The 21,090-nt window shown below is 60.7% G+C and carries 22 protein-coding genes and 1 pseudogene; 9 read left to right on the forward strand and 14 right to left on the reverse strand.

The window, feature by feature from the left end:
- Positions 1-17 precede the first annotated feature (17 nt).
- Entirely contained in the window at positions 18-1,082 is a 1,065-nt protein-coding gene (locus tag M5B42_RS11050) for an alginate lyase family protein (protein WP_248745829.1), read from the reverse strand.
- Between the two features lie 181 nt (positions 1,083-1,263).
- Positions 1,264-2,520, reverse strand: coding sequence for an MFS transporter (locus M5B42_RS11055; protein ID WP_248745830.1), 1,257 nt, complete (start codon positions 2,518-2,520; stop codon positions 1,264-1,266).
- 74 nt (positions 2,521-2,594) lie between these two features.
- Between M5B42_RS11055 and M5B42_RS11060 the strand changes: the two genes are divergently transcribed.
- Complete coding sequence (locus M5B42_RS11060; protein ID WP_248745831.1) at positions 2,595-3,287, forward strand: helix-turn-helix transcriptional regulator; 693 nt, start codon at positions 2,595-2,597, stop codon at positions 3,285-3,287.
- Positions 3,288-3,292: 5 nt separating this feature from the next.
- On the opposite strand, the gene M5B42_RS11065 is transcribed toward M5B42_RS11060, so the two are convergent.
- Complete coding sequence (locus M5B42_RS11065; protein WP_248745832.1) at positions 3,293-4,015, reverse strand: CerR family C-terminal domain-containing protein; 723 nt, start codon at positions 4,013-4,015, stop codon at positions 3,293-3,295.
- Between the two features lie 99 nt (positions 4,016-4,114).
- Here M5B42_RS11065 and M5B42_RS11070 point away from each other — a divergent pair, with 99 nt between their 5' ends.
- The 3 genes from M5B42_RS11070 to M5B42_RS11080 are packed head-to-tail and all read left to right on the forward strand — an operon-like array spanning position 4,115 to position 8,221.
- The gene (locus tag M5B42_RS11070) at positions 4,115-5,221 is read left to right on the forward strand and encodes an HlyD family secretion protein (protein ID WP_248745833.1); all 1,107 of its coding nucleotides are present in this window, start codon (positions 4,115-4,117) and stop codon (positions 5,219-5,221) included.
- Positions 5,214-6,800, forward strand: coding sequence for a DHA2 family efflux MFS transporter permease subunit (locus tag M5B42_RS11075; RefSeq protein ID WP_248745834.1), 1,587 nt, complete (start codon positions 5,214-5,216; stop codon positions 6,798-6,800). Before M5B42_RS11070 ends, M5B42_RS11075 begins: the two co-directional genes overlap by 8 nt.
- On the forward strand, positions 6,797-8,221 hold the full coding sequence (locus M5B42_RS11080; protein WP_248745835.1) for an efflux transporter outer membrane subunit: 1,425 nt from the start codon (positions 6,797-6,799) through the stop codon (positions 8,219-8,221). Before M5B42_RS11075 ends, M5B42_RS11080 begins: the two co-directional genes overlap by 4 nt.
- Before the next feature lie 41 nt (positions 8,222-8,262).
- Here the strand turns inward: M5B42_RS11080 and M5B42_RS11085 are convergent, their stop codons facing one another.
- From M5B42_RS11085 to M5B42_RS11095, 3 genes and pseudogenes are all read right to left on the reverse strand, one after another.
- Positions 8,263-9,831, reverse strand: coding sequence for a sensor domain-containing diguanylate cyclase (locus M5B42_RS11085; protein WP_248745836.1), 1,569 nt, complete (start codon positions 9,829-9,831; stop codon positions 8,263-8,265).
- 162 nt (positions 9,832-9,993) lie between these two features.
- Positions 9,994-10,086 (reverse strand): annotated as a pseudogene (locus M5B42_RS11090) (AsnC family transcriptional regulator); the annotation flags it as partial.
- Positions 10,087-10,126: 40 nt separating this feature from the next.
- Complete coding sequence (locus tag M5B42_RS11095; protein ID WP_248745837.1) at positions 10,127-10,582, reverse strand: GFA family protein; 456 nt, start codon at positions 10,580-10,582, stop codon at positions 10,127-10,129.
- A gap of 265 nt (positions 10,583-10,847) precedes the next feature.
- Here M5B42_RS11095 and M5B42_RS11100 point away from each other — a divergent pair, with 265 nt between their 5' ends.
- On the forward strand, positions 10,848-11,741 hold the full coding sequence (locus M5B42_RS11100; protein WP_248745838.1) for a LysR family transcriptional regulator: 894 nt from the start codon (positions 10,848-10,850) through the stop codon (positions 11,739-11,741).
- 17 nt (positions 11,742-11,758) lie between these two features.
- On the opposite strand, the gene M5B42_RS11105 is transcribed toward M5B42_RS11100, so the two are convergent.
- The 3 genes from M5B42_RS11105 to M5B42_RS11115 all read right to left on the reverse strand — a co-directional run bounded on the left by M5B42_RS11105 (position 11,759) and on the right by M5B42_RS11115 (position 14,061).
- Positions 11,759-12,445 carry an amino acid ABC transporter permease gene (locus M5B42_RS11105; protein WP_248745839.1) on the reverse strand — a complete coding sequence of 229 codons (687 nt, stop codon included), beginning with the start codon at positions 12,443-12,445 and terminating at the stop codon, positions 11,759-11,761.
- 1 nt (position 12,446) lies between these two features.
- Entirely contained in the window at positions 12,447-13,175 is a 729-nt protein-coding gene (locus tag M5B42_RS11110; protein ID WP_248745840.1) for an amino acid ABC transporter permease, read from the reverse strand.
- 79 nt (positions 13,176-13,254) lie between these two features.
- Positions 13,255-14,061: an ABC transporter substrate-binding protein gene (locus M5B42_RS11115; protein WP_152739620.1), complete on the reverse strand. Its 807-nt coding sequence runs from the start codon at positions 14,059-14,061 to the stop codon at positions 13,255-13,257.
- A gap of 214 nt (positions 14,062-14,275) precedes the next feature.
- Between M5B42_RS11115 and M5B42_RS11120 the strand changes: the two genes are divergently transcribed.
- Entirely contained in the window at positions 14,276-14,935 is a 660-nt protein-coding gene (locus M5B42_RS11120; protein WP_152739621.1) for an isoprenylcysteine carboxylmethyltransferase family protein, read from the forward strand.
- 9 nt (positions 14,936-14,944) lie between these two features.
- Here M5B42_RS11120 and M5B42_RS11125 read toward each other — a convergent pair whose 3' ends face one another.
- A complete protein-coding gene (locus M5B42_RS11125; RefSeq protein WP_103496187.1) occupies positions 14,945-15,379 on the reverse strand; it encodes a GNAT family N-acetyltransferase in 435 nt (144 codons plus the stop codon).
- Between the two features lie 172 nt (positions 15,380-15,551).
- Between M5B42_RS11125 and M5B42_RS11130 the strand changes: the two genes are divergently transcribed.
- Positions 15,552-16,475: an alpha/beta fold hydrolase gene (locus M5B42_RS11130; protein WP_152739622.1), complete on the forward strand. Its 924-nt coding sequence runs from the start codon at positions 15,552-15,554 to the stop codon at positions 16,473-16,475.
- Positions 16,476-16,521: 46 nt separating this feature from the next.
- On the opposite strand, the gene M5B42_RS11135 is transcribed toward M5B42_RS11130, so the two are convergent.
- Together M5B42_RS11135 and M5B42_RS11140 are read right to left on the reverse strand one after the other, a co-directional pair.
- On the reverse strand, positions 16,522-16,830 hold the full coding sequence (locus tag M5B42_RS11135; protein WP_103496189.1) for a hypothetical protein: 309 nt from the start codon (positions 16,828-16,830) through the stop codon (positions 16,522-16,524).
- Positions 16,831-16,870: 40 nt separating this feature from the next.
- Positions 16,871-17,983 (reverse strand): AbrB family transcriptional regulator, encoded by a 1,113-nt coding sequence (locus M5B42_RS11140; RefSeq protein WP_248745841.1) that lies wholly within the window; start codon positions 17,981-17,983, stop codon positions 16,871-16,873.
- 109 nt (positions 17,984-18,092) lie between these two features.
- On the opposite strand from M5B42_RS11140, the gene M5B42_RS11145 reads away from it, so the two are divergent.
- A complete protein-coding gene (locus tag M5B42_RS11145; protein WP_248745842.1) occupies positions 18,093-18,698 on the forward strand; it encodes a TetR/AcrR family transcriptional regulator in 606 nt (201 codons plus the stop codon).
- 2 nt (positions 18,699-18,700) lie between these two features.
- Here the strand turns inward: M5B42_RS11145 and M5B42_RS11150 are convergent, their stop codons facing one another.
- Positions 18,701-18,967, reverse strand: coding sequence for a hypothetical protein (locus tag M5B42_RS11150; RefSeq protein WP_248745843.1), 267 nt, complete (start codon positions 18,965-18,967; stop codon positions 18,701-18,703).
- Between the two features lie 3 nt (positions 18,968-18,970).
- Between M5B42_RS11150 and M5B42_RS11155 the strand changes: the two genes are divergently transcribed.
- Complete coding sequence (locus tag M5B42_RS11155; protein ID WP_248745844.1) at positions 18,971-19,363, forward strand: hypothetical protein; 393 nt, start codon at positions 18,971-18,973, stop codon at positions 19,361-19,363.
- 700 nt (positions 19,364-20,063) lie between these two features.
- Here the strand turns inward: M5B42_RS11155 and M5B42_RS11160 are convergent.
- Positions 20,064-21,020, reverse strand: coding sequence for a glycoside hydrolase family 6 protein (locus M5B42_RS11160; RefSeq protein ID WP_248745845.1), 957 nt, complete (start codon positions 21,018-21,020; stop codon positions 20,064-20,066).
- Positions 21,021-21,090 lie beyond the last annotated feature (70 nt).

The following is a 21,090-nucleotide window of genomic DNA, read 5'->3' on the forward strand; positions in this document are numbered from 1 at the left end:
GAAAATATTACCCGTGCCTATTTCAGGTAACAGGCCCCGATCCAGTCCTGAGGGTTTGGTGACAGTTGCCGGGCCAGGGGCAAGTAACGGGCATCCAGTTGCGCGGCGAGCCAGTAGAGTTTGTTGCTGCTTTTCGGCTCCCAGGTGCCGCTGTACCCGGCCTCTCCGACGTTGGCACGGTCGCGGTCAAACTTCACGCGGGTATGCACGAACTCCTGATGGCTGCGTTGACCGTTGGCATAGGGCACCAGCCAATCGAGCGAACGGACCAGGGAGGAACCGGTGGGGGCGGTGTAAGTCAGCCAGTTGCCACCGTAGGGCTTGGCCGCCAGGGCCGCTTGAACCATTGGCTCCAGGTCATAGACGACATAGTGCAGCGCATCGCGTTCCCTGAAGTCGAACACCGAGCCATCCGGCAAGAGGTTGTCCGCGACCTGTTGCTGGAACAGCTGGAAGGCCTGTTCGAGCATGGCGTGATCAGCCAGTGCGGCGGCGGCCATTGTCACCAGCTTGACGCGATGGCTCTGCCAGTTGTTGATCTCCTTACCGCCCTTCGAACCGTGGAACTGCCGGATTTGCGCGATGTAGCCGTTTCCGAGTTCGCGCAGGAAAGCCTGGCTGGCGGCCCGCGTTTGCGGGCTGAGTGCGTTGGCGGTGAGGGTATAGGTATCGATCAGTTGATCGAGATTGGTCTCGTCAATCGGGTTGAAGTCCGGCTGATAGGTGCGGGTCCAGGCGGCAAGCCCCTCGTCGACCTGTTGCAGATAGCGCGGATCGGCGCCCAGGCGCCAGGCCAGTGCTGCCTGGCGCAGTACCGGCCAATCCTTTTCCGCCGCGATGCTCTGCTCGCGAATGCCCTGGTTCGGCAGGGTGCCCTCCGTATGCAGATGGGGCTGGGCGTGGGTGCCATCGCCGAGATGCCCTTGTGCGGCAGCCAGCAGATGCTTGGCGGATGGGCTGGTGGCGACGGGTTGGCAGAGGCTCATGATTTGAGGTGAGGTGGTGGCACTCGAGAGCGTGCTGACCAGTGCTGCGACGATACCGAAGGCCCATGCTGCAGTGCCGGGAAAAACTCGTGACATGCTCTATCTCAACGCTTGATAAGTGAAACCAGTGCGGCTGGCAAGTGTTGGAAAAACTAGCACAGCGTGGTTTCTTTCTTGATGAAACCGGCGAGCGGTAACCGCCACGAAGAGGACGACAACGGCCATGGCGCTCAACACTTCGGCGGCTTGCAGCAAGTAGACCCGGTCAAAGCCGCCGTCAGCGTGAGGGCCGGCTGAATTCCGGAATTTTTTGAGCCGAATGCTGGTTACCCACTACTAGAGCCAGTATCGCCAGGCCCTGGATTCCGGCCGCCAGCCCCAGCAGCAGGAGTTCGCCATGGGACCCGCCGACCAGTGATTTAACGGCGCCAAAGAGCGCCGGCGCAAAGGCATAGCAGCCTTGGGCGGTAGCGACGATCAGCGTCACCACGCGCTGTGTTTGCTGGCGCGGGAATTCCGCTTGGGCAATCAGCGGCGGCAAGGAGGTGGCGTTGCCGATCCCCGCGCCAAACAGGATGACCCCCAGCCACAGCAGATCGGGGAAGCTGCCTAATCCGGTCATGACCAGGCAGCCGAGCAACTGGCAGCCATAGCTCAGGCAGGCAACGGTGCGCCGGTTGGCATTGGGTGGCATCAGCCAACCGACCAGAAACCGGCCGGCGATGGCGCTTGCCGTTGCCAGGCCCATCGCCAGGCCGGCCTTTGCCTCTGTGACGTGATCGACCAACAGCAGGAACAAGTGGGTAATCAGCCCGATCTGGGCGAACAATCCCAGGGACATGGCGGCCGCCAATGTCACGAATCGACGATTGCACCATAGCGAGGTTGCCTTGCTACCCGGGGAGACGGTCGGCTGCTCAGGTGGCTGATCCGCCCCATCGGCATATTGCCCGAGGTCTTCAGGTCGAACCTTGAAGACCTTGATCGACAGCACGGCAATCGTCGTTATCGACACCAGGCCAACCCCTAGCGCGGCCTGGGTGAAGCCGATCCGGTCGATCAGGAACACCCACGCGGATGAAAAGATCACCCCGCCGATACTGGCGCCGTTGTAGGCCATTGCCAGGGCCGCCGGACGCTTGGCCATAAACCATGGGGCGATCAGCGCGTTGACGGCGGCGGCGCCCATGCTCACCCAGCCCAATCCACTGAGCAGTGCGGCCAGGAACAATTGGTAGGGTTGATCGGCTACCGACCATCCATAAACGCCGATGCCGAGCAGGATCGATCCGAGCACAGTGGTGCGGGGCAGGCCCAGGCGCTTGTACAAGACGGGCAGGTTCACCACCACCAGGGTGCCCGCGAGAAAGTGCAGGGTGACGGCGGCCGAGCACAAGGGCAGCGACCAGCCGGTTCGCTGAATCACCGCGTAGAGAAAGATCGGCGGACCGTAGAAGCCGATCCCCCAGCCGAATACCGCCATCACAAAGGTCGCCGCCACGACCTTTCGGCCAAAAAAATTCGATTGCTGCATGGGTGAATCCCTTCAAGTGGTTTGGCATCAGTATGATGATGAAAAAACCGCGATACTTCGCGAGGGAGTGAACTATGGATGTCGAAGCGGCTGATCTTTCCCTGGCGGCGGTGGCCGGTGCGATTGCCGATCCGGCCCGCTCGCGGATGCTTTGCAGCTTGCTGGATGGGCACGCGCGCACGGCCACGGAATTGGCCGCCGTGGCCGATATCGGCGCGTCCACCGCCAGCGGCCATTTTTTGCGTTTGCGTGAGCAGGGGCTGGTGGAGATGCTGGTCCAGGGTCGGCATCGCTATTACCGATTGGCCAATCCCCAGGTGGCACATGCGCTGGAGGCCTTGTTATCGCTGACTGATCGGCGCATGACGCCGTTTCAGCCCAGCACGCCTTCGGCCTTGAAGCGGGCCAGGACCTGTTATGACCATATCGCCGGGGAAGTCGCGGTCAAACTGCATGACGCCTTGTTGCAGGCGAGCTGGATCGAAGAGCAGGGCAAGGACTATGTCCTCACGGAAACGGGCAGCGCTTCGTTGGCGCGCTTGGGTATCGATATCGAAGCCGTATCGCGCCAGCGCCGGCGCCTGGCTTATCCCTGCATGGACTGGAGCGAGCGCTCACCGCATATCGGCGGTGCGTTGGGCGCAGCCCTTCTGGACCTGCTGCTCAAGCGCGGCTGGGTGAACCGCCATCTCGACTCCAGGGCCCTGAATCTGACGCCGAAAGGCGCGAAGAGCCTGGCAACCGCGTTTGGCCTCCAGGCTCGTTAAAGGCATCACTGCGCCGTTTCCGCGCCTGCCGCGTCGCGCTCACTGACCAGCGCCAGCAGCGTCAGGCGATTCTGTGACAGCATCACGTTGCGCACGGTTTCCATGCGTTGCTGGTCGATGGTGTCCCAGCCCAGGGCCCGCAAAATGGGCGCGCGCTTCACGCGAAACAATGTGCCCTGGCTGTTGAACGCCATCGCCCGGATGATCGTGATTTCGTCATCGGCGGGCAGTCCGCTCAGGCGCCCGACGATGCTGCGGGTGACGTGGGACAGACGTTTATTGAGGCCCTGTTCCATCAGCGTCGCAGCGGACGGTGGGCCCAGGCCGGCTTGCTCGCAAGCCATGAAGCGACGCCAGTCGGCGGATTGCGGCGTCTCGAGAATGAACGACAGGAAGACGCCGAGAATTTCCAGGTAGCGCTCGGTCAATGTCTGGTCATCGGCGTGGGGATCGTCCAGCGCCTCTTCGGCAGCCGAAACCACGTCCGTCAATTGCACCCAGATCTGCGCGAGGATGTGCTCGACGCACGCCAGGTAAACCCCTTCCTTGTTGTCGAAATAGTATTGCAGCGCCGGCGCATTGACCCCGGCAGCGGCTGCGATCTGACGTGTCGAGGCGCTTTCGAAACCATGGGTGGCGAACTGGTCCACGGCGGCTTCGATAATCCGCAGGCGCGTTTCTTCCCCGCGCTGGTAGCCGCCTTCATTTGCTGGTCGATGTCGTGCCATGGGTAAGCCTGGAAAAAGAATGCCCGGACAAATTATATCACTTGACATAAATTCGCCATCGCCGCATTTTTTACCAACTGGAATATTTTGGAGTGCGGCATGTCCGTCGATCAGCCTATCGGTCAACACGGTCGCCTTGAGCCCGTGGCTGACAGCAATCTTTCCGAGCGCCGCAACAAGCCGCCACGAGCCTTGATCGGGGTCGGCGTTGTCGCGCTGCTGGCGCTGATCGGCTGGGGCGCGCACTGGTGGTTCAGCGGGCGTTTTATTGAAAGCACCGATGACGCTTACCTGCAAGCCGACAGCATGACCGTGGCGCCCAAGGTCGGTGGGTATGTCGCGCAAGTGCTGGTCAGTGACAACGAAACCGTGAGTATCGGCCAGCCGCTGGTGCGCCTGGACCCGCGCAAGTATCAGGCGGCGCTGGACGAAGCCCAGGCCACCGTGATCTCGCACCAGGCCGATGTGGCCCGGGCCGAAGCCGAGCTGGTGGAGCAGGGGGCCAGTATTGCCCAGGTTCGCGCCCAACTGGACGGCGCCAACGCCGACCTGCGGCACGCCCAGACCCAGGTCAAACGCTACGCGCCACTGGCCCGTTCCGGCGCCGAGACGGAAGAGCATCTGGCCGACCTCAACAATCAACTGGCCCAGGCCAGCACCGGCCTGACCGCGCATCAAGCCTCGTTGCGCGCGGCCGAAACCCGCATCGGCACGCTCAAGGCGCAATTGCAGCAGGCCCAGGCACAACTGGCGGTGGCCCAGGCCAGTGCCCGGCAGTCGCAGCTGGACCTGGACGACACCACGGTGATCAGCACCCTGGCCGGCCGGGTGGCCGATCGCAGTGTACGGGTCGGCCAGTTCACCCAGCCCGGTACACGCCTGCTGACCGTGGTGCCGGTGCAGGCGCTGTACCTGACGGCCAACTTCAAGGAAACCCAGATTCACCATATGCAACCCGGCCAGGCGGTCACGGTGCACGTTGACGCGTTGGGCAGTGAAGATCTGAGCGGGCATATCGACAGCCTCTCGCCCGGCACCGGTTCGCAGTTCGCGCTGTTGCCGGCGCAGAACGCCACCGGCAACTTCACCAAGATCGTCCAACGGGTCCCCGTGCGTATCCAGCTGGATGTACCCGAGTCGGCGCGCGCGGTGCTGATGCCGGGCCTGTCGGTGACCGTCGACGTGGACACCCGCCACCATGGCTAACGCCGCGACGGTCGCCACCACGCAGGGCGCGCCGCAGGAGGCCAATGCCTCGGTGACCGACTGGATCGCGGTCGCGGCCGGTTCCCTCGGTGCCTTGCTGGCCACGCTGGACATCTCCATCACCAACTCGGCCTTACCGCAGATCCAGGGGCAGATCGGCGCCTCGGGCACGGAAGGCACCTGGATCGCCACCGGCTACCTGATGTCGGAGATCGTCATGATCCCGCTGGCGGCCTGGCTGACCCGGGTCTTCGGCTTGCGCCGGTTTCTGATGGGCACAGCAATGGCTTTCACGCTGTTTTCGTTTTTCTGCGGCATGTCCAGCAGCCTCACGGGCATGATCCTGGCGCGCGTCGGCCAGGGCTTTGCCGGTGGCGCGATGATCCCCACGGCACAGACCATCATCGGCACCCGCTTGCCCCGGCACCAGATGGCAATCGGCATGTCGATGTTTGGCCTGACCGTTTTGCTCGGGCCCTTGATGGGGCCGGTACTGGGCGGCTGGTTGACCGAGAACGCCAGTTGGCGCTGGTGCTTTTTTCTCAACCTGCCCATCAGCCTGGCGCTGATCGCCTTGCTCTGGACCGGCATCCGCCCGGAAAAAGCCGACCTTCAACAGTTCATCAAGGCGGACTGGATCGGCATCCTTGGCCTGGCCCTGGGTTTGAGCTCGCTGACGGTGATCCTGGAAGAGGGCCAGCGTGAACACTGGTTCGAGTCCTCGCTGATTGTCGGTCTGAGCCTGCTGATGTTGCTGGGTTTTATCCTGATCGCCATCGGCCAGTTCACGGCCCGCCAGCCCATCATCAAGCTCAGCCTGATGCGTAACCCGCGCTACGCCAGCGTGATTCTGATCGTGTCGACGGTGGGGGCGGCCATCTATGGGATTTCCTACCTGCTGCCGCAGTTTCTCAACAGCATTGCCGGTTACAACGCCCAGCAATCCGGGGCAATCATGCTGCTCTCCGGCGTACCGGCGTTCATGATGATGCCGATCCTGCCGCGGCTGATGCAGCGCTATGACAGCCGTTGGCTGGTGGGCACCGGACTGGTGCTGTTCGTGATCAGTTGCATGATGAGCCTGAACCTGACGGTCGATAGTGTTGGCCATGATTTCGACGCCTCGCAGCTGGTGCGCGGGTTCGCCCAGATCCTGGCGATGATGCCGCTCAACCAGATCACCATGGCGGCTGTCCTGCCCCACGAAAAAGGCGAGGCGGCGGGGCTCTACAACATGTCGCGCAATATCGGCGGCTCCATCGGGCTGGCCCTGACCGGGGTGCTGATCGATCGGCGCAGCAGCTACCACGACGCGATGATTCGCGAATCGCTGACGGCCAACAGCACCTTGGGCCAGGACCATATGGCGGCGCAGACGGCGTCCTTCATGAGCCAGGGCGGTGACCAAGCCCTGGCGCAATTGCAGACGGTCGGCCAGTTGAGTCGCGACATCGCCTTGCAGGCGTCGGTCATGACCTTCACCGATTGTTTCTACCTGCTGGGTATTGCCTTGGCCCTGTGTATTCCCCTGGCCCTCTTACTCAAGAAACCGACCCTTGCGCTGAGCCCTGCACGATGATCGATAGAACCTTGATTTCGGCCCTGATCGTGGGCCTGCTCGCCGGTTGCACCGTCGGCCCCGATTACCACGGCGCGCCCGCGGTTGCCGAGAAAACCGTGGCCGCGGGACGTTTCGCCCACGCGGACCCGGTTGCCGTCAGCACCCCGGCGGTTGCCCACTGGTGGCGTGAGCTGGGGGATGCACAACTCGACAGCCTGGTGGAAACCGCCCTCAACGACAGCTCGGATATTCGCGTGGCCCAGGCGCGCTTGCGCCAGGCGCGGGCCGGGCTGCACGGCCAGCAGGCCGCCGAGCTGCCCAAGATGAGTGCCAATGCCACGGCGATTCGTATGCGCTCTCCCGACCTTTCCAGCCTGACGGGGCAGCAGAGCAGTGGTGGTCGCGGGCCGCTGTCGCTGTATCTGACGGACTTCGATGCCAGCTGGGAAGTCGATATGTTTGGCGGTACACGTCGCGCCATCGAGGCCGCTTCTGCCAGTGCCGATGCCTCGGCCGAGAGCCTGGCCGATGCCCAGGTGCAACTGGCCGCCGAAGTCGTGCAGACCTATGTCGGTTTGCGTGACCAGCAAACCCGCCTGGCCCTGGTCGATGCCTCGGCGGGCCTGGAAGCCCAGGTGGTCGATCTGACCCGGCAGCGTCGCAGCCGTGGCGTGGCTTCGCAATTGCAGTTGGAACAAGTCACCACCCAATGGCAGACCACCCGTGCGCAGCGCCTGCCGTTGCAGGCGCAGATTATCGAGTCGCTGGATCAACTGGCGGTGCTCTGTGATCTGGAACCGGGCGAACTGGACGGCCGGCTCGGTCAACCGGGTGCGTTGCCGAGTGTCCCCGCCAGTGTGCCGATCGCTGACCCGGCGGCGCTGATCAAATCCCGCCCGGACATTCGTGCCGCCGAACGTCAACTGGCCTCCAGCACCGCGCAGGTCGGCGAGAAAAAGGCCGACTGGTTTCCCAAATTGTCCCTGACGGGGGACCTCAGCTTCAGTGCCGCGGCGCCTTCGCATCTGGTGCGTACGGACAACGCCACCTGGTTGCTGGTCCCGCGCCTGACCTGGAACGCCCTGGACTTCGGTCGTGTAGCAGCCGATGTCGACAGCGCCGAAGGCGGCGTCGACGAAGCCCGGGCCCATTACCGTGGCGTGGTCCTCGGCGCGTTGCGCGACGCGGATACCGCCCTGGCGCGCTACGGCCACCAGCGTGAAAACGTGGTCCTGCTCCGTGATATCGAAGCCTCATCGGCCCGCGCGGCGAGCTTGACCCGAGAACGCTACGACGCCGGTACCGCCAGCACCCTGGACTGGCTGAATGCCGAGCGCACGCGCTTTGATGCCGAGCAGAATCGAGTGAGCGGGGACAGTGAATTGCTGAAGGATTTTGCTTCGTTGCACAAGGCCTTGGGGTTGGGCTGGCAGGGCTGAGTCAAGCTGCAGTGCTGGCAGCGTGCCGCCGATGAAGCCCATCAGGCCAGGGCGCTGGACAGATTGTTGGAAATAACCGTCCGGTTTCGGCCATTGGATTTTGCGACGTACAGGGCTTTGTCAGCGATATCGATCAACTGCTCGGGGGTGTCGGCCTTTGATCCGGACAAGGCACTGATGCCAATGCTGATGGTGACGACCTTGGCCGGTGATTCACAGTGTTGAATGGCACTGCGCTCCACGTCTGTTCGGATTTTCTCGGCGATGATAAAAGCGCCGACATAATCGGTACCAGGGAGGACGATGGCAAATTCCTCTCCGCCATACCTGGCCGCAAGATCATGTTCCCGAGTGATATTTTTCTTGATCAGGGTGCTCACGGATTTCAGGCATTCATCGCCTTGTACGTGGCCGTAATGGTCGTTGTACTTCTTGAACAGATCGATATCGATCAGGATGAGGGCGAGGTCATCGGGTTTGCGCTTGGCTTTACTTATTTCCGAGTCGATAAACAGGTCGAACTTGCGGCGATTCGAGAGCCCGGTCAAGCCATCTTCGAGTGCCAGTTGGCCGAGCGCCTTGTTCGCCTCGATGTAGGCTCTTTCGGAATATTGCAGTTCTTTTTGTGCTTGAATCTGCTGGCTCATGATTTTTATCAGGCGATAGCCCAGCAGGCCGAGAATAAGCAGCAATATGGACGATATGATAAAACTGGCAAGGGACTCTCGACGCCAGTCCGTCAATATTTCATCTTTTTCAAAAGCCGCGATGACCACCAGGGGATAGCCATCGACGCGGTGAAAACTGATGATGCGGACGACATTGTCAATAAATGACCTTATTGTTGCGGTGCCCGAGGCGACACCCGGCGTCAATAAGGCGAATACCTCCCCGCTTGAAATGTCCGTACCCACCTCAGTGTCGTGAAAGGGGTGACGCACGATGATCTGCCCTGCCGAGGAGGTGAGATTGATGATGCCATTCTTGCCCATGTCGATGCTGTCGTAGAGGTTGAGGAAGTATTTGAGATAGACAGTGGCTATTGCCACGCCTGCAAAGCTGCCGTCAGGATGATCGATCCTGCGCGATAGGGTGATGACCCATTCGTTTGTCAGGCGGCTGCGGATCGGAGGGCCCAGGAATGGAGTGGAACCGGCATGGTCGCGATGGTAGATGAAATAGTCGCGGTCCGAGTTGTTCAAGTTGGATTGGTTTCTATCGTTTGAGTTTAATAACCAACGTCCTTGTTCGTCGTAAATGGAAAAGCCATAGATTTGTGGTAGGCGTTTTTGTTGAGCTTTTAATATGATCTCCAGATTTTTCAGCTCCTCCGGCCCAGTGCCTTCAACGTTGATCCGTTCCTGGACACCGAGTATCGCGGTATCGGCTTGGGTGAGGGTGGCGGCTATGCTGGACGACAAGGCCTTCGAGAGGTTTGACATCTCGATCTCTTTTTCATGCAGGTGATACCCCAGGGAGTTGGAGATTCCCCAGAGGCTGATGCCGATCAATGAGATGCACACCGCTGTCACAAAGAGAATCACATGACTGATCTTGAGCTTGGTATCCGCCCACTTGGCGCTGAAAGCTGAAGTCGTTTTTGTGAGCATGAACAACACATCCATGTGGTTGAAATGGCTTTGTATAGCTTATGTTTCTTTTACTAAAGTGAAATCATCTTTTTGGGTGTTTTTGTTGTGTTATTTAATCTTTTTGAGTGTGATTCAAGGGCGTTTTGTCTTGCCGAGAAGTGTAGCGGACAGGCGCTGATATCACAGCGCGAGTGCTCGATCCTGAATGACTTGCTTCATCACGAGAGTTGAGCTGAGACGCTGCACATTGGGCAGCACGGACAGTCGCTCATCGCGCTGGTATTGCTGGTTGAACAGCGCCTTGCTTGAATCCTTATGCCTGATGCCGCTGCGCATACTGCTGCGCCAGCGTTATAAAGTCCTGTGATTCGGGGAACGCCTCGAAGCCATGCACGGCCCCGGTGGTGACCCAAGGCAGCTTTTCACGAGTCCAGGTTTCAATGAACGGAGCGAATTGTCGTGGGTTATCCAGCAGACTGGAGCGGACACCGACGATCGCTTCGTTGCCCGCTGGGCGGGTAAACAACCAGCTCAGGCAATGAGGGCAGAAGTAGTGTCGCGTTATCCCGTGCAAGCCGCCGATCACCGGCTCGCCTTGGGTGATCACGAACTGCTCGTTCGGCACTAGCGCACTGAGGGAGAACGCACTGGCCGACATTTTCTGGCAGCCGGTGCAATGGCAGGCCGTGGTGATGATCGGTGGGGCGCGCAGTTCAAAAACGACCTGGCCACAGCGACAACTGCCGTAGGCGAATACTGGGTGACTCATCACTACCTCCTTTCCTCTTGACACTTTAGCGAACGCTACTGGCGTCTGGCCCTGTGGCCAGGTGGGCAGCCCGTCCGGCAGGATCAGCCTGGGTGTAGTTCATGGCGCGACAGCGGCATTGGTCAGTGAGTGGCATGGGTAAAACTCCTTCAAGGGTAGAGGTGGCGGACGAAGCGGGGTGTCCGTGGGATATGCTTGACCAGCATGAGGCCGCGCCTCACGAAAGAAAATTAGCCAAAATTGCCCAGCGGCTCACAGGAAATGTATGAACGCGCCTCAGCTACAGTGGGAAACCCAGCGTGCCTTTCTGGCGGTATTGCGCACCGGCAGTCTATCGGGGGCGGCTCGTTTGCTGGGCATCGCGCAGGCCACCGCGCGTAGGCGGATCGAGGCGTTGGAGCAGAGCGTGGGCGTCAGCCTGTTTATCCGCTCACCAGCGGGTCTGCTGCCGACGGAGATGGCCAAGGACCTGATCAGCCATGTCGAAGCCATGGCCATGGCGGCTAACGCGTTCAATCGAGCGGCGTCGGCGGATGCGCAATTGTCGGGCGGCACGGTGCGCCTGACCAGCAGCAAACTGCTCGGGGTCGAGCTATTGCCGCCCATGTTGCGCACGCTACGCCAGACCTACCCGCAACTGGCTGTCGAGCTCAGTGTGTCGAACCGTCTGCAGGCGCTGGCCCGGCAGGAGGCCGATGTGGCGGTGCGTATCCGTCGGCCGACCGAAGCGGCGGTGGTCACGCGCAAGGTCGGTGATCTGCAAATCGGCCTGTATGCCACCCCTGAACTCCTGGCGGAGCAGGGCGCGCCGGATACCGTTGCGCAGTTGGATGACTATCCGCTGATCGGGCCTGACCGCAATCTGGTGGAACTGCAGTTTCTGCGCGAGCGCGGCTTCGACTGCACGGCGCAGCGCACGCTGATTCGTACCGATGATCACCTCGCACAACTGGCGGCGTTGCGCGCGGGGTTGGGGATCGGCGTCTGTTCCAGCCAACTGGCCCGACGTCACGGACTGATACGCGTACTGCCCGGACAGGTGGAATTTTCCGTGGATGTCTGGATCGCCATGCACCAGGACATGCGCCGGGTTCAGCGTATTGCCTTGGTGTTCGATGCGCTGGGAGCATCGCTGACGCAGTTTCTGGGGACTGACTAAGTCCCCGGGTTGCCAGATCAGGCGTGCTTCACCGTCTGCTTTCTGCTCGCGAAATTGGCCAGCAAGTCGAGACTGGAGCAGAACACAAAGTAGACCAGCGCCACGAACAGGAAGATCTCCGTAGGGTGGACCATCACCCGGTTGCTGACCTGGGTCGCCACGAAGGACAGTTCGCCGACACCGATCACATAGGCCAGGGAGGTGTCCTTGATCAGCGAGATCCACTGGTTGAGGAACGACGGCAGCATGATCGGCAAGGCTTGCGGCAGGATGATCAGGCGCATGACCTGGACGGGTCGCATGCCCAGCGCGCGGGCCGCTGCCCATTGGCCGTCCGGCAGGCTCTGGATACCGGCATGGACCGAGTACGCCAGGTAGGCGCCGCCGATCAGCGACAGGGCGCAGACCACGGTGAACAGCGCCGGGATATCCACGTGGAAGATGATCGGCAGCAGGAAGTAGCTCCAGAAGATCAACATCAGTACCGGGATCGCCCGCAGGAAACCCAGCACCGTGATCAATATTCCCCGTGGCCAGCCCTTCAGGCTGCTCAAGGCTATGCCCAGTACCAGGCCCAGGAGGGCGGCGGATACTCCGGACAGTACGCTCAGCACCAGGGTCAGGGCCGCGCCGCCCAAGGGACCGTCGGGGTAGGCGCCGATCAGGAAGTACTCGAGGTTGTCGCTGATAACGGAAAAGTCCATGTCATGCGGCTCCCTGGCGATAACGTTTGGTCTGGCGGATCCATTGGCCGGCCGCTTCGAGCAGCGCAATGCTGAAGATGTAGAGCAGGGTGGCGAAGCCGAAGGCCTGGAAGGTCTTGAAGGTTTCGGTCTCCACCTGGCGCGAGGCGTAGGACAGCTCGGCGAGGCCGATGGCCATGGTCAGCGAGGAGTTCTTCAACGCATTCATGTATTGCCCCAGCAGCGGCCCGAGGGCGGTGCGCAAGGCTTGGGGCAGGACGATATAACGCCACACCTGTGCCGGCCGAAAGCCCATGGCCACGCCGGCCTCGCGTTGCTGCGGGCGCACCGAGGCGACACCGGCGCGAAATTCTTCGGCGATAAAGGCCGAGGTATACAGCGTCAGCCCCCAGAAACCGGCGATGAATTCAAAGGACGGCCAGCTGATTTCAATGCCGGCCAGGCTGACTTCATGGGGCGTGTTCAGCCAGCTCACCAGTCCTTCGGGCAGCAGGGCACTGAGGCCGAAATACCAGAAGAACAATTGCACCAGCAGCGGCGTGTTACGAAACAACGCCAGGTAGGCCCGTGCCGGCCAGGACGCCAGGCGCGAGCTGCCCAGGCGCGCGAGGCAGACCAGGAAGCCGAGCCCGGTGGCCACCAGGCAGACCACGGCGGACAGGGCCAGGGTGAGGAGAAAGCCATCGAACAGCCATTTCAGGTAATGCGGGCCCAGCAATTCACCAAACATCAATCACGGTGTCCATCCAGAATACAAAGAGCCCGCGCGGAAAACCGCGCGGGCTGTGGGTGTACGACGGGGAGGGCGATCAGCTCTTGTCGCCGATCTTGTACAGGCGGGCCAGCGGTGTCTTGGTGTCCGGGCCGAACCAGGTGTCGTAGATCTTCTGCGCCTGGCCTTTGCTTTCCAGCTCGACCAGCGTCTGGTTGACCAGGTCGGTCAGGGCGGTCTCGCCCTTGGGCAGGCCGACGCCGATCAGGTCATTGGAAATGGTGAAGGGCGGCACTTCGTACTTGTCCTTGTCCGGGACGTTGGCCAGCAGGCCGATCAGCTTCGGACCGTCCTGGGTAATGGCCTGGACATTGCCGTTGCGCAAGGCGGTGAAGGCGAACGGGGTGTCGTCATAGGCGATGACTTTGGCGCCGGGGAATTTCTCGCGCAGCACGCCTTCGTTGACCGTGCCCTTGTCCACGCCGACACGCCATTTGTTCAGGTCCTCCTGGGACTTGAGGGTGCCTTTCTTGACGATGAACTGCTGGCCGGAACTGAAGTAGGGAATGCTGAAATTGACCTGCTCGGCGCGCTCCGGGGTGATGGTGAAGTTGGCCAGGACCAGGTCGACCTTGTTGGCGACCAGCAGTGGGACGCGGTTGGCCGGGTTGGTCGGTTGCAGTTGCAGCTTGACGCCCAGCTTGTCGGCGATGGCCTTGGCGTAGTCCACGTCCAGGCCTTCGATCTGTTTGCTCTTGGCATCGATAAAGCCGAAAGGCGGGTTGCTGTCGAACGAGGCGACGCGCAAAACGCCGGATTTCTTGATGTCCTCCAGGCGGTCGGCATGGGCCAATCCCGAGAGGACGGCGAGGGTGAGGGCAGTGAGGGCAGTTAATTTCTTCATGGGTGATCTCAACACTTAGTGGATGATTCTGGTGCCGAGTCTTGCAGTCCATGAATAAACAATAAAAGAATATAAAAGAATTTGTTGATACTTTTATGGAATAAGTCGGATTTCCGGGGACTTCGTGTAAACCGCGGGCTAGAGCGTTGCCGATCACTGGCTCGGACGAATGCTTCTACACTGAAAGCATCAGGTTTATCCCGTCGAGGGCAATATGAAAATCTCACTTCGCTTGGCGTTTTTCAGCGTGGCGGCGACGCTGGGCTATCTCGGGCTGGCGGTGTGGGGATTCGGTGGCTGGTCGGCCTTTGCTGCCCAACCCGCATTGCTCGCGATCGCCGTGGTGACCCTGTTGTTGGCGGGCTCAGCGCTGTTTACCGAAGCCAACCTCAGCTCCGGCGTGCGCGAGGATCGCGGCAATCGCTGGGTGATTCCGGTCATCGGCGCCCTCGGCTTGCTGCTGGTGGGGCTGGTGCCCTGGACGGCTCGCCTGGGCTGGTGGACCTTTGGTGGTGAGGGCGTGCGTTGGCTCGGCGTGCTGCTGTTTACCGTTGGCGGTGTGTTGCGGATGTGGCCGGTGTTTGTGCTGGGCAAGCGCTTCAGCGGGCTGGTTGCGATCCAGCCGGGGCATCGGCTGGTGACCACCGGGCTCTATCGGGTTTTGCGTAACCCGAGCTACCTCGGGCTGCTGGTCAACTCGCTGGGCTGGGCGCTGGCCTTTCGCTCCGGTGTCGGGGTGTTGCTGACGGCGTTGACGCTGATCCCGCTGATTGCGCGCATGCACTCGGAGGAGGCCTTGCTCAAGGCCGAATTTGGCGAAGAGTACGAGGCTTATCGTGCGCGCACCTGGCGCCTGTTGCCCTGGGTATATTGAGCCGTTCCGTCACGCGTTCTGATTGCCCGAGCGGGTAAACGAATAGCGGTCGATATCCTGCCGGAGCTGCCAACCCTGGCTTTGCCAATAACGGGCCGCGTCCTCATTGGTCTTGAACACGTCGAGATGACACTTGAGGATGCCGTGGGTTTCCAGGATCGACAGGCAGCGTTCGACCAGTGCATTGGCGATGCCCTGGCGCCGATAACGGGGCAGCACGAGCAAGTGCTGCAAGTAGCCCCGACGACCGTCATGCCCGGACATGATGCAACCGCCGAGTTCGCCGTCGACTTCAGCCACGAAGCTCATCCCCGGGTTTCGCTCCAGGTAGCGGGCGGTCGACTCACGGGAGTCGGCGTCACGCAGGGAAATGCCGGGTGTATTGCGCATAAGGTCGATGACCGCCTGGTAATCGTCCATCGTCATGACACGGATATTGATCATGGGGCTGAGCCTGGCTGTGTGGATTGTCCGGCCTGGCAGCCTATCAGAAGCCACTCAAGCGTTGGCATGCCGATCCGCCAAGGCACCTTGCTGGCGGATGCCTGTTCTGTTTTTATGACTCGACCGGTCGCGCGGAGACTGGTTTCGCCAACCCTGTTCCGGAGAAGTGTTGATGTTCCTGATCCTTGCCCTGATCGTCCTCCTCGTCGTATGGGGATGGTGGACCTATCCACGTGTAGGAGGTCTGCTGTTTGACCTGATCACGAGTCTGGAAGCACGGCTCTCCCGGGTGAAGGAAGTCCCGGTGGCGATTGAGCGGATGACCTTGTCGACCTTTCAGGGCGGGACTCAAAGCAACACGCCGCCGCTGTTGCTGATCCACGGTTTCAGTGCCGACAAGAACCTCTGGCTGCGCTTTGCGCGATCCTTCGTTGCTGACCACCGGGTGATCATTCCCGACCTGGCCGGGCACGGCAAAAGTGGTTTCGAAACGGGTGGCGACTACAGTATCGCGACCCAGGCGCAACGCATGGTCGAACTGCTGGACGCCAGCGGGATCGACAAGGTGCATGTGGTCGGCAGCTCCATGGGCGCTTACGTTGGCACCTGGCTGGCGGCGCATTTTCCGGAGCGGGTGCTGTCCCTGGCGTTGATGGGACCGGTGGGGGTCAACCTGCCGCAACCCAATGAAGTGGAAGAGTTGGTCAAGCAAGGCAGGAACCCTTTTCTGATCCACTCGCGGGCGGAGTTCGATCGGTTCTTCTCCATGACCATGGCCTCGCCCCCCTGGATACCTGGCGTGTTGCTGGCGGCGGAGTCGCAGACCTATATCGATCGGCGTCCTGAACTGGCGGAAATCTTCGACGACTTCCATGACAGCCCGCGGATGGAGCCCTGGCTGAACAATATCCGTGTCCCGACCCTGCTGCTGTGGGGGCGTGAAGACCGCATGGTCCCCCTGGCCAGTGCAAAAACCTGGATCGCCGGCATCCCCCATGCGCGCCTGGAGTGCTGGGACGGCGTGGGCCATCTGCCGATGGTCGAGCGCCCGGAGCAGACGGCGGCGCAGTATCGTGAGTTTCTGACGGCGCAATAAGCGATGGACGCGCCACCGCTCTTTTCGCCAAGAGCGACGCCAGGGGTCAGGCTCGGGAGGAGGGCGCACGAACCTTGCCGAAGTGCACGGACAGGTAAGTCCCAATCGCCAGGGCTCCGACCATCAGTGCGATGAACTCCGAATTTAAGCCGACAGTCACGGGCTGTCTCGACAGCAGGGCAAGGCCCACCAGCAGATTGAAGGCACCCCAGAGAAAATTCACCAAGGGTGACGAGGGGCCTTTTCCTCGTGGTTTTGCAAAGGGCGTGGGAAAGACTTGACCGCACAATCCGGCAGCGATGTGCGGAAGGGCATTGCAAAGAAAAACACCGGCAAAAAACGCTGTGATGGACATGGATCACCTTCAGGCTGGGCATGGATAAAGGTTGCTGGTTTCAGCTATCGGTAGCGCGGCTTGTCGGGGCGACACGCCGGGAGATGAAGGCCGCGATTGCCGGTCCGGCCAGCAGCACCACGCCGAAGCGCGCCATCTGCATAGTCATGACGAAGGGCACGTCGACGTGGCTGGAAGCGGCGATGATCGCGACGGAATCCGCGCCGCCCGGGCTGGTTGCCAGGTAAGCGGTGAGCGGGTCGATGCCGGCGGCAAAGACGAACACCAGGGCCAGGCAGCCACAGATCGCGATCAGCGCCAGGGTGCTGGCGAGGATCGCCGGAAAGGCTTTCAGGGCGTACCTCACCAGTGGTCGGGTGAAGGGCAGGCCGATCCGCCAGCCAATAACCGCATAACCGAGTGCCAGCAACCAATGGGGGATCTCGATGCTGATCAAGCCCTGATGCGTGAGGAAGATCCCGCCGATCATCGGCACCAGCAGGGAGGCCACCGGTATTTTTGCCAGGCGTGCGACCAGCGGGCCGGCGGCCACAAGGGCCAGGGTCTGGGCCAGTGGTAGCCAGTCAATGCTCGGAAGCCAGATGACCGAATGCACCTCATGCACCACGCCGGCACCGGTGAAGTGGGTAATCAGCGTGGCGATGACCGCCACCAGGATCACGCGGGTGTACTGCATGCAGGCGACGAGTTGCGCGTCGGCCCCGGCGTTCTCGGCCATCAGGATCATCACCGTGGCGGCGCCCGGGCTCAGCCCCCAGATAACGGTGGTTCCCGGCAATACCCGCAGGAGGGTCAGTCCCCAGCCCAGCAAACCGGCGGCGACGACGACACCGATCACGCCCAGTACAAACAGCGGCCAACTGCCGATGGCGGCACCGGCAAGCGATTGCACCAGGGTTCGGGCAATCATGCAGCCCAGAATGCCCTGGGCGAAGGCGGAGGCCAGCCCTGGAATCCGCACCCGGGTGTTGACGAAGGTGATGGCGGTGATAACGGCGCCTAGCATGGGGCCGAGCAGCAGGGCAGCTGGAATGCCGACCCAGGTCAGGGCCAGGGCGAACAGGGCTGACAATCCCAGGAGCACGCTCCACTGTCCTATCGAGGCGAGCTTGCCGGTTCTGGAAATGGCGAGATGAGCATCTGCGTTGGACATGGAAACCCCTTGATGAAACCGGACTGGAGGCTGGGCGTTGCTTCGGGTCGGTGCGATGCTAGAATGAGAGGATATCCTCTAGTAAAAATAGTGAAGGACATCCTCTCATATGTCAACAAAACCTATCGCCAAGGGTCAGGAGCCCAAACGTGCCAAAGGGCATATTCGTGTGGCGGCCATTCTGGAAGCTGGGGTCGAGCTGTTTACGGAAAAGGGTTTTGATGCGACGACAATGACGGAGATCGCTGCGCGCTCGGGGACGGCGATTGCCTCGCTCTACCGGTTTTTTCCGACCAAGGAGTCCGTGGCTGAGGCGCTGTTGATGAACTACGTCGAGCACGCCTTTGAATCTCTCGCTGAGCTGGGCGCGCAAGCCCGCACCATGACAGCGTCGGAACTGGCTTCTGCGTTTATCGACTTCAGTCTCGCGCTGCAGTCCGAGCGTCAGTTCGCCATCAACCTGGTGGATGTCGCGGGGGCCAGCGAAAGCCGGCGGCAACAGTTTCGCAAGGCCATGGTGGAAGGTATCGAGGTGGCATTGCGTGAGGTGATTCCGTCCCTGGCCCCGGCCAAATCGAAGGCCGTGGCCATGACGCTGCTGAACGTGTTCAAGGGCGTGGGACGGATCAGCGGGGAGGCGCCCGCCATGCAACAGGTGCTGCTGGCGGAGGCCAAGGATATGGTTCGGCTTTATCTTTCGGCGCTGGAGGCCTAGGTCTATACCGGGTTTTCGTCAACGTCGACCTGATTGATGCGGTTGTACACGTCTTGCAAATGGGCAAAGTCGGCGCAATAGAGGTCTTCGATGACTTTGGTGTCGGTGATGGGCCGTTCGAAGGTATGGCCAAAGTCATCGGGGGCGTCGAGGCCTATCGTGCGTTTACTGGCCTTTTCAGCGCTGAGGGGGGGCTTGCGAGCGAGCACTGCTGCCGAAGCGGTGCAATCCCGATATCCTGTCGGGCTTACTTCACTAACGCGGATCACGCCATGTCCAGGTTATCCTTCGCCATCCGAATACTGTTCGCGTGTTGCCTGTTGATCGCTACCGCTAACCACTTGCGGGCAGATTTTCAGCACGGATTCTTCTGGGACTACGGGTATGGGGAAAGTGCGCACTGGGCCAGCCGTGTGTTCTGGGGCGCGTTGACCTTCCTTGATCCGTTGGCCGCGCTGCTGCTATTCATCAAGCCCAGGGCAGGCATTGCCCTGACCGCCGCGATTATCGTGGCTGACGTTGCCCATAACACTTACTACGTCGCGCTGAATCAGCAGTGGCTGGCGTCTTTCTATCTGTCTCAGGTGGCCTTTCTTGTCGCGGTCATGCTGCTTTCGCCCAGGGTCTGGCAGGCGACGCCAAGCCGTCTGCGCCTCGATTCGTAAGTCCTATCAAACTGAATGATTGCTGAACGACCTTCGGATGGAGGTGAATCAAGCCAAATGCCGCACATGTAGGCCATGTTGTGTCTGATATTGTCTGGCCATTACTTATGCTTAAGCGTTGGGTCAAATAAATTCAGCAAGGGATAATGCGATTTGATCAGGTACAGCTCGTTGAATGGAGCAGGGCGCTACGCCTTGTTCTGCATGGTTCTATGCATACTCAGCTTGCCCTTTCAGCTATTTCCGTCCCATTCTGATTTTGGCCTTCAAGGAGAAACAGTCGAATCGTTCACGGGGACATTCATTCACGTAATACATAGTAAGGGCTCGGGCGTCAGCCTCCTGACGAAGAACCTGGAAACTGGACGCTATCAGATGTTTTCAGTCGGCCCCCTGAGTATTTTCAGCGATAGAGTTCGTCACCTCAGAGGGCAACCTATTGAGCTGAGCCAGATCGCAGGCCAAGTGCTGACCTGTCGGATCAACGGTATCGAATTCTGCGCCGCGCGTTGCTGGGATGCGACCAGTTGCATTGCATTTGAGCGCTCGGGTAGTGACAGGTTCAGCAAAGCCGTCCCATGGATGTTTTTGGCTTTCGCTACGTTCTTCGTGATGTTGTCCTTCGTACAGCATCTGCGCCGTAAGCGCTTGGACAGGGTACAAGCGTGATTCCAAGCTGGTTTTGCCAGACGTAGCCCTGCTAATTCCCGTCAATCAAATGCTCAGCCAGATCGGGACTGAACGTTCCGGCTGCTGGGCCACCGTGGCAGTTTCGGGTCGCTGAGGACGAACCATCCGAGTTGCCCGGAATCTTGACCCAGACAGCCAGCACCTCCGGGGTGATTGCCTGGGGTTGTAGGCCGATCTTGCGCCCCGAAGGATTGCACCAGTCACCGGAAGTGGCGCCATTACCGTTGCGGCTGGTATCGATCACCATGGATTTTGCATAGCCGTAATCAGCGGACAACGTGGCATTGATCGCGTCGCCGTAGATACGGGATTGATCGAGGGTGTAGAAGTTGGAGACGTTCAACGCAAAGCCCCGCGCATTCTTCATGCCCGCCGCATTCAAGTAGCCAGCCATGGTGCCTGAAGGTTTCCAGCCCGCATTCCCCGCGTCCAGGTAAACAGCGGCGGAGGGCGCATGCTGTTTGAACCCGGACACCGCGTAATTGAGCAAGGCCAGGCGTTCATCGCGCTTTTGTGGGGGCAGGCATTCGCTGTCTGCCAGTGCATCCGGTTCCAGAATGACCACGGCAGGCTTGTCGCCAATGCCGGTGATAAAACGATCTATCCAGTCTCGATAATCCGCAGCATTCGCCGCACCGCCAGCAGAGGCTCCACCGCTACAGTCACGTCCCGGCAAATTGTACGCAACCAGGATAGGGATCTTGTCGGTCTTGTTGGCCGCTTCAACGTAATGGCTGACGGTCTCGGTGAGCTTGTCCGTTGTCTGGCTGGTGCCGGTCAGCCAGCGGGCGCTGGGCACACCGGCAATCGACGCCTGGATTTTTGCCGTAAGAGGGGACTGGGGGTTCGCCTTCACCCATTGCGCGGCAGTTGATCCGGGATTGACGTAAAAGCCATCGGCGGCATAGGCCGCCGACTGTAGTGATATGAAGATGATACAGGCGGTGAGAATGGCTGCCTTGGGCATTAACTGCTTCTCTGCAAAACAGGGCGGTTGCGCATGTCGAGCGTAACATTCCTGGCACGGTGCTGCTTTT

The sequence above is a fragment of the Pseudomonas sp. MWU12-2037 genome (assembly GCF_023242345.1).
GTDB classification, from domain to species: domain Bacteria; phylum Pseudomonadota; class Gammaproteobacteria; order Pseudomonadales; family Pseudomonadaceae; genus Aquipseudomonas; species Aquipseudomonas gingeri_D.

What these genes read in the sequence shown, in the direction of transcription:
- M5B42_RS11050 (WP_248745829.1), bottom strand. Translation starts at nt 1,082, where the DNA reads ATGTCACGAGTTTTTCCCGGCACTGCAGCATGGGCCTTCGGTATCGTC.
- M5B42_RS11055 (WP_248745830.1), bottom strand. Translation starts at nt 2,520, where the DNA reads ATGCAGCAATCGAATTTTTTTGGCCGAAAGGTCGTGGCGGCGACCTTT.
- M5B42_RS11060 (WP_248745831.1), top strand. Translation starts at nt 2,595, where the DNA reads ATGGATGTCGAAGCGGCTGATCTTTCCCTGGCGGCGGTGGCCGGTGCG.
- M5B42_RS11065 (WP_248745832.1), bottom strand. Translation starts at nt 4,015, where the DNA reads ATGGCACGACATCGACCAGCAAATGAAGGCGGCTACCAGCGCGGGGAA.
- M5B42_RS11070 (WP_248745833.1), top strand. Translation starts at nt 4,115, where the DNA reads ATGTCCGTCGATCAGCCTATCGGTCAACACGGTCGCCTTGAGCCCGTG.
- M5B42_RS11075 (WP_248745834.1), top strand. Translation starts at nt 5,214, where the DNA reads ATGGCTAACGCCGCGACGGTCGCCACCACGCAGGGCGCGCCGCAGGAG.
- M5B42_RS11080 (WP_248745835.1), top strand. Translation starts at nt 6,797, where the DNA reads ATGATCGATAGAACCTTGATTTCGGCCCTGATCGTGGGCCTGCTCGCC.
- M5B42_RS11085 (WP_248745836.1), bottom strand. Translation starts at nt 9,831, where the DNA reads ATGCTCACAAAAACGACTTCAGCTTTCAGCGCCAAGTGGGCGGATACC.
- M5B42_RS11095 (WP_248745837.1), bottom strand. Translation starts at nt 10,582, where the DNA reads ATGAGTCACCCAGTATTCGCCTACGGCAGTTGTCGCTGTGGCCAGGTC.
- M5B42_RS11100 (WP_248745838.1), top strand. Translation starts at nt 10,848, where the DNA reads ATGAACGCGCCTCAGCTACAGTGGGAAACCCAGCGTGCCTTTCTGGCG.
- M5B42_RS11105 (WP_248745839.1), bottom strand. Translation starts at nt 12,445, where the DNA reads ATGGACTTTTCCGTTATCAGCGACAACCTCGAGTACTTCCTGATCGGC.
- M5B42_RS11110 (WP_248745840.1), bottom strand. Translation starts at nt 13,175, where the DNA reads ATGTTTGGTGAATTGCTGGGCCCGCATTACCTGAAATGGCTGTTCGAT.
- M5B42_RS11115 (WP_152739620.1), bottom strand. Translation starts at nt 14,061, where the DNA reads ATGAAGAAATTAACTGCCCTCACTGCCCTCACCCTCGCCGTCCTCTCG.
- M5B42_RS11120 (WP_152739621.1), top strand. Translation starts at nt 14,276, where the DNA reads ATGAAAATCTCACTTCGCTTGGCGTTTTTCAGCGTGGCGGCGACGCTG.
- M5B42_RS11125 (WP_103496187.1), bottom strand. Translation starts at nt 15,379, where the DNA reads ATGATCAATATCCGTGTCATGACGATGGACGATTACCAGGCGGTCATC.
- M5B42_RS11130 (WP_152739622.1), top strand. Translation starts at nt 15,552, where the DNA reads ATGTTCCTGATCCTTGCCCTGATCGTCCTCCTCGTCGTATGGGGATGG.
- M5B42_RS11135 (WP_103496189.1), bottom strand. Translation starts at nt 16,830, where the DNA reads ATGTCCATCACAGCGTTTTTTGCCGGTGTTTTTCTTTGCAATGCCCTT.
- M5B42_RS11140 (WP_248745841.1), bottom strand. Translation starts at nt 17,983, where the DNA reads ATGTCCAACGCAGATGCTCATCTCGCCATTTCCAGAACCGGCAAGCTC.
- M5B42_RS11145 (WP_248745842.1), top strand. Translation starts at nt 18,093, where the DNA reads ATGTCAACAAAACCTATCGCCAAGGGTCAGGAGCCCAAACGTGCCAAA.
- M5B42_RS11155 (WP_248745844.1), top strand. Translation starts at nt 18,971, where the DNA reads ATGTCCAGGTTATCCTTCGCCATCCGAATACTGTTCGCGTGTTGCCTG.
- M5B42_RS11160 (WP_248745845.1), bottom strand. Translation starts at nt 21,020, where the DNA reads ATGCCCAAGGCAGCCATTCTCACCGCCTGTATCATCTTCATATCACTA.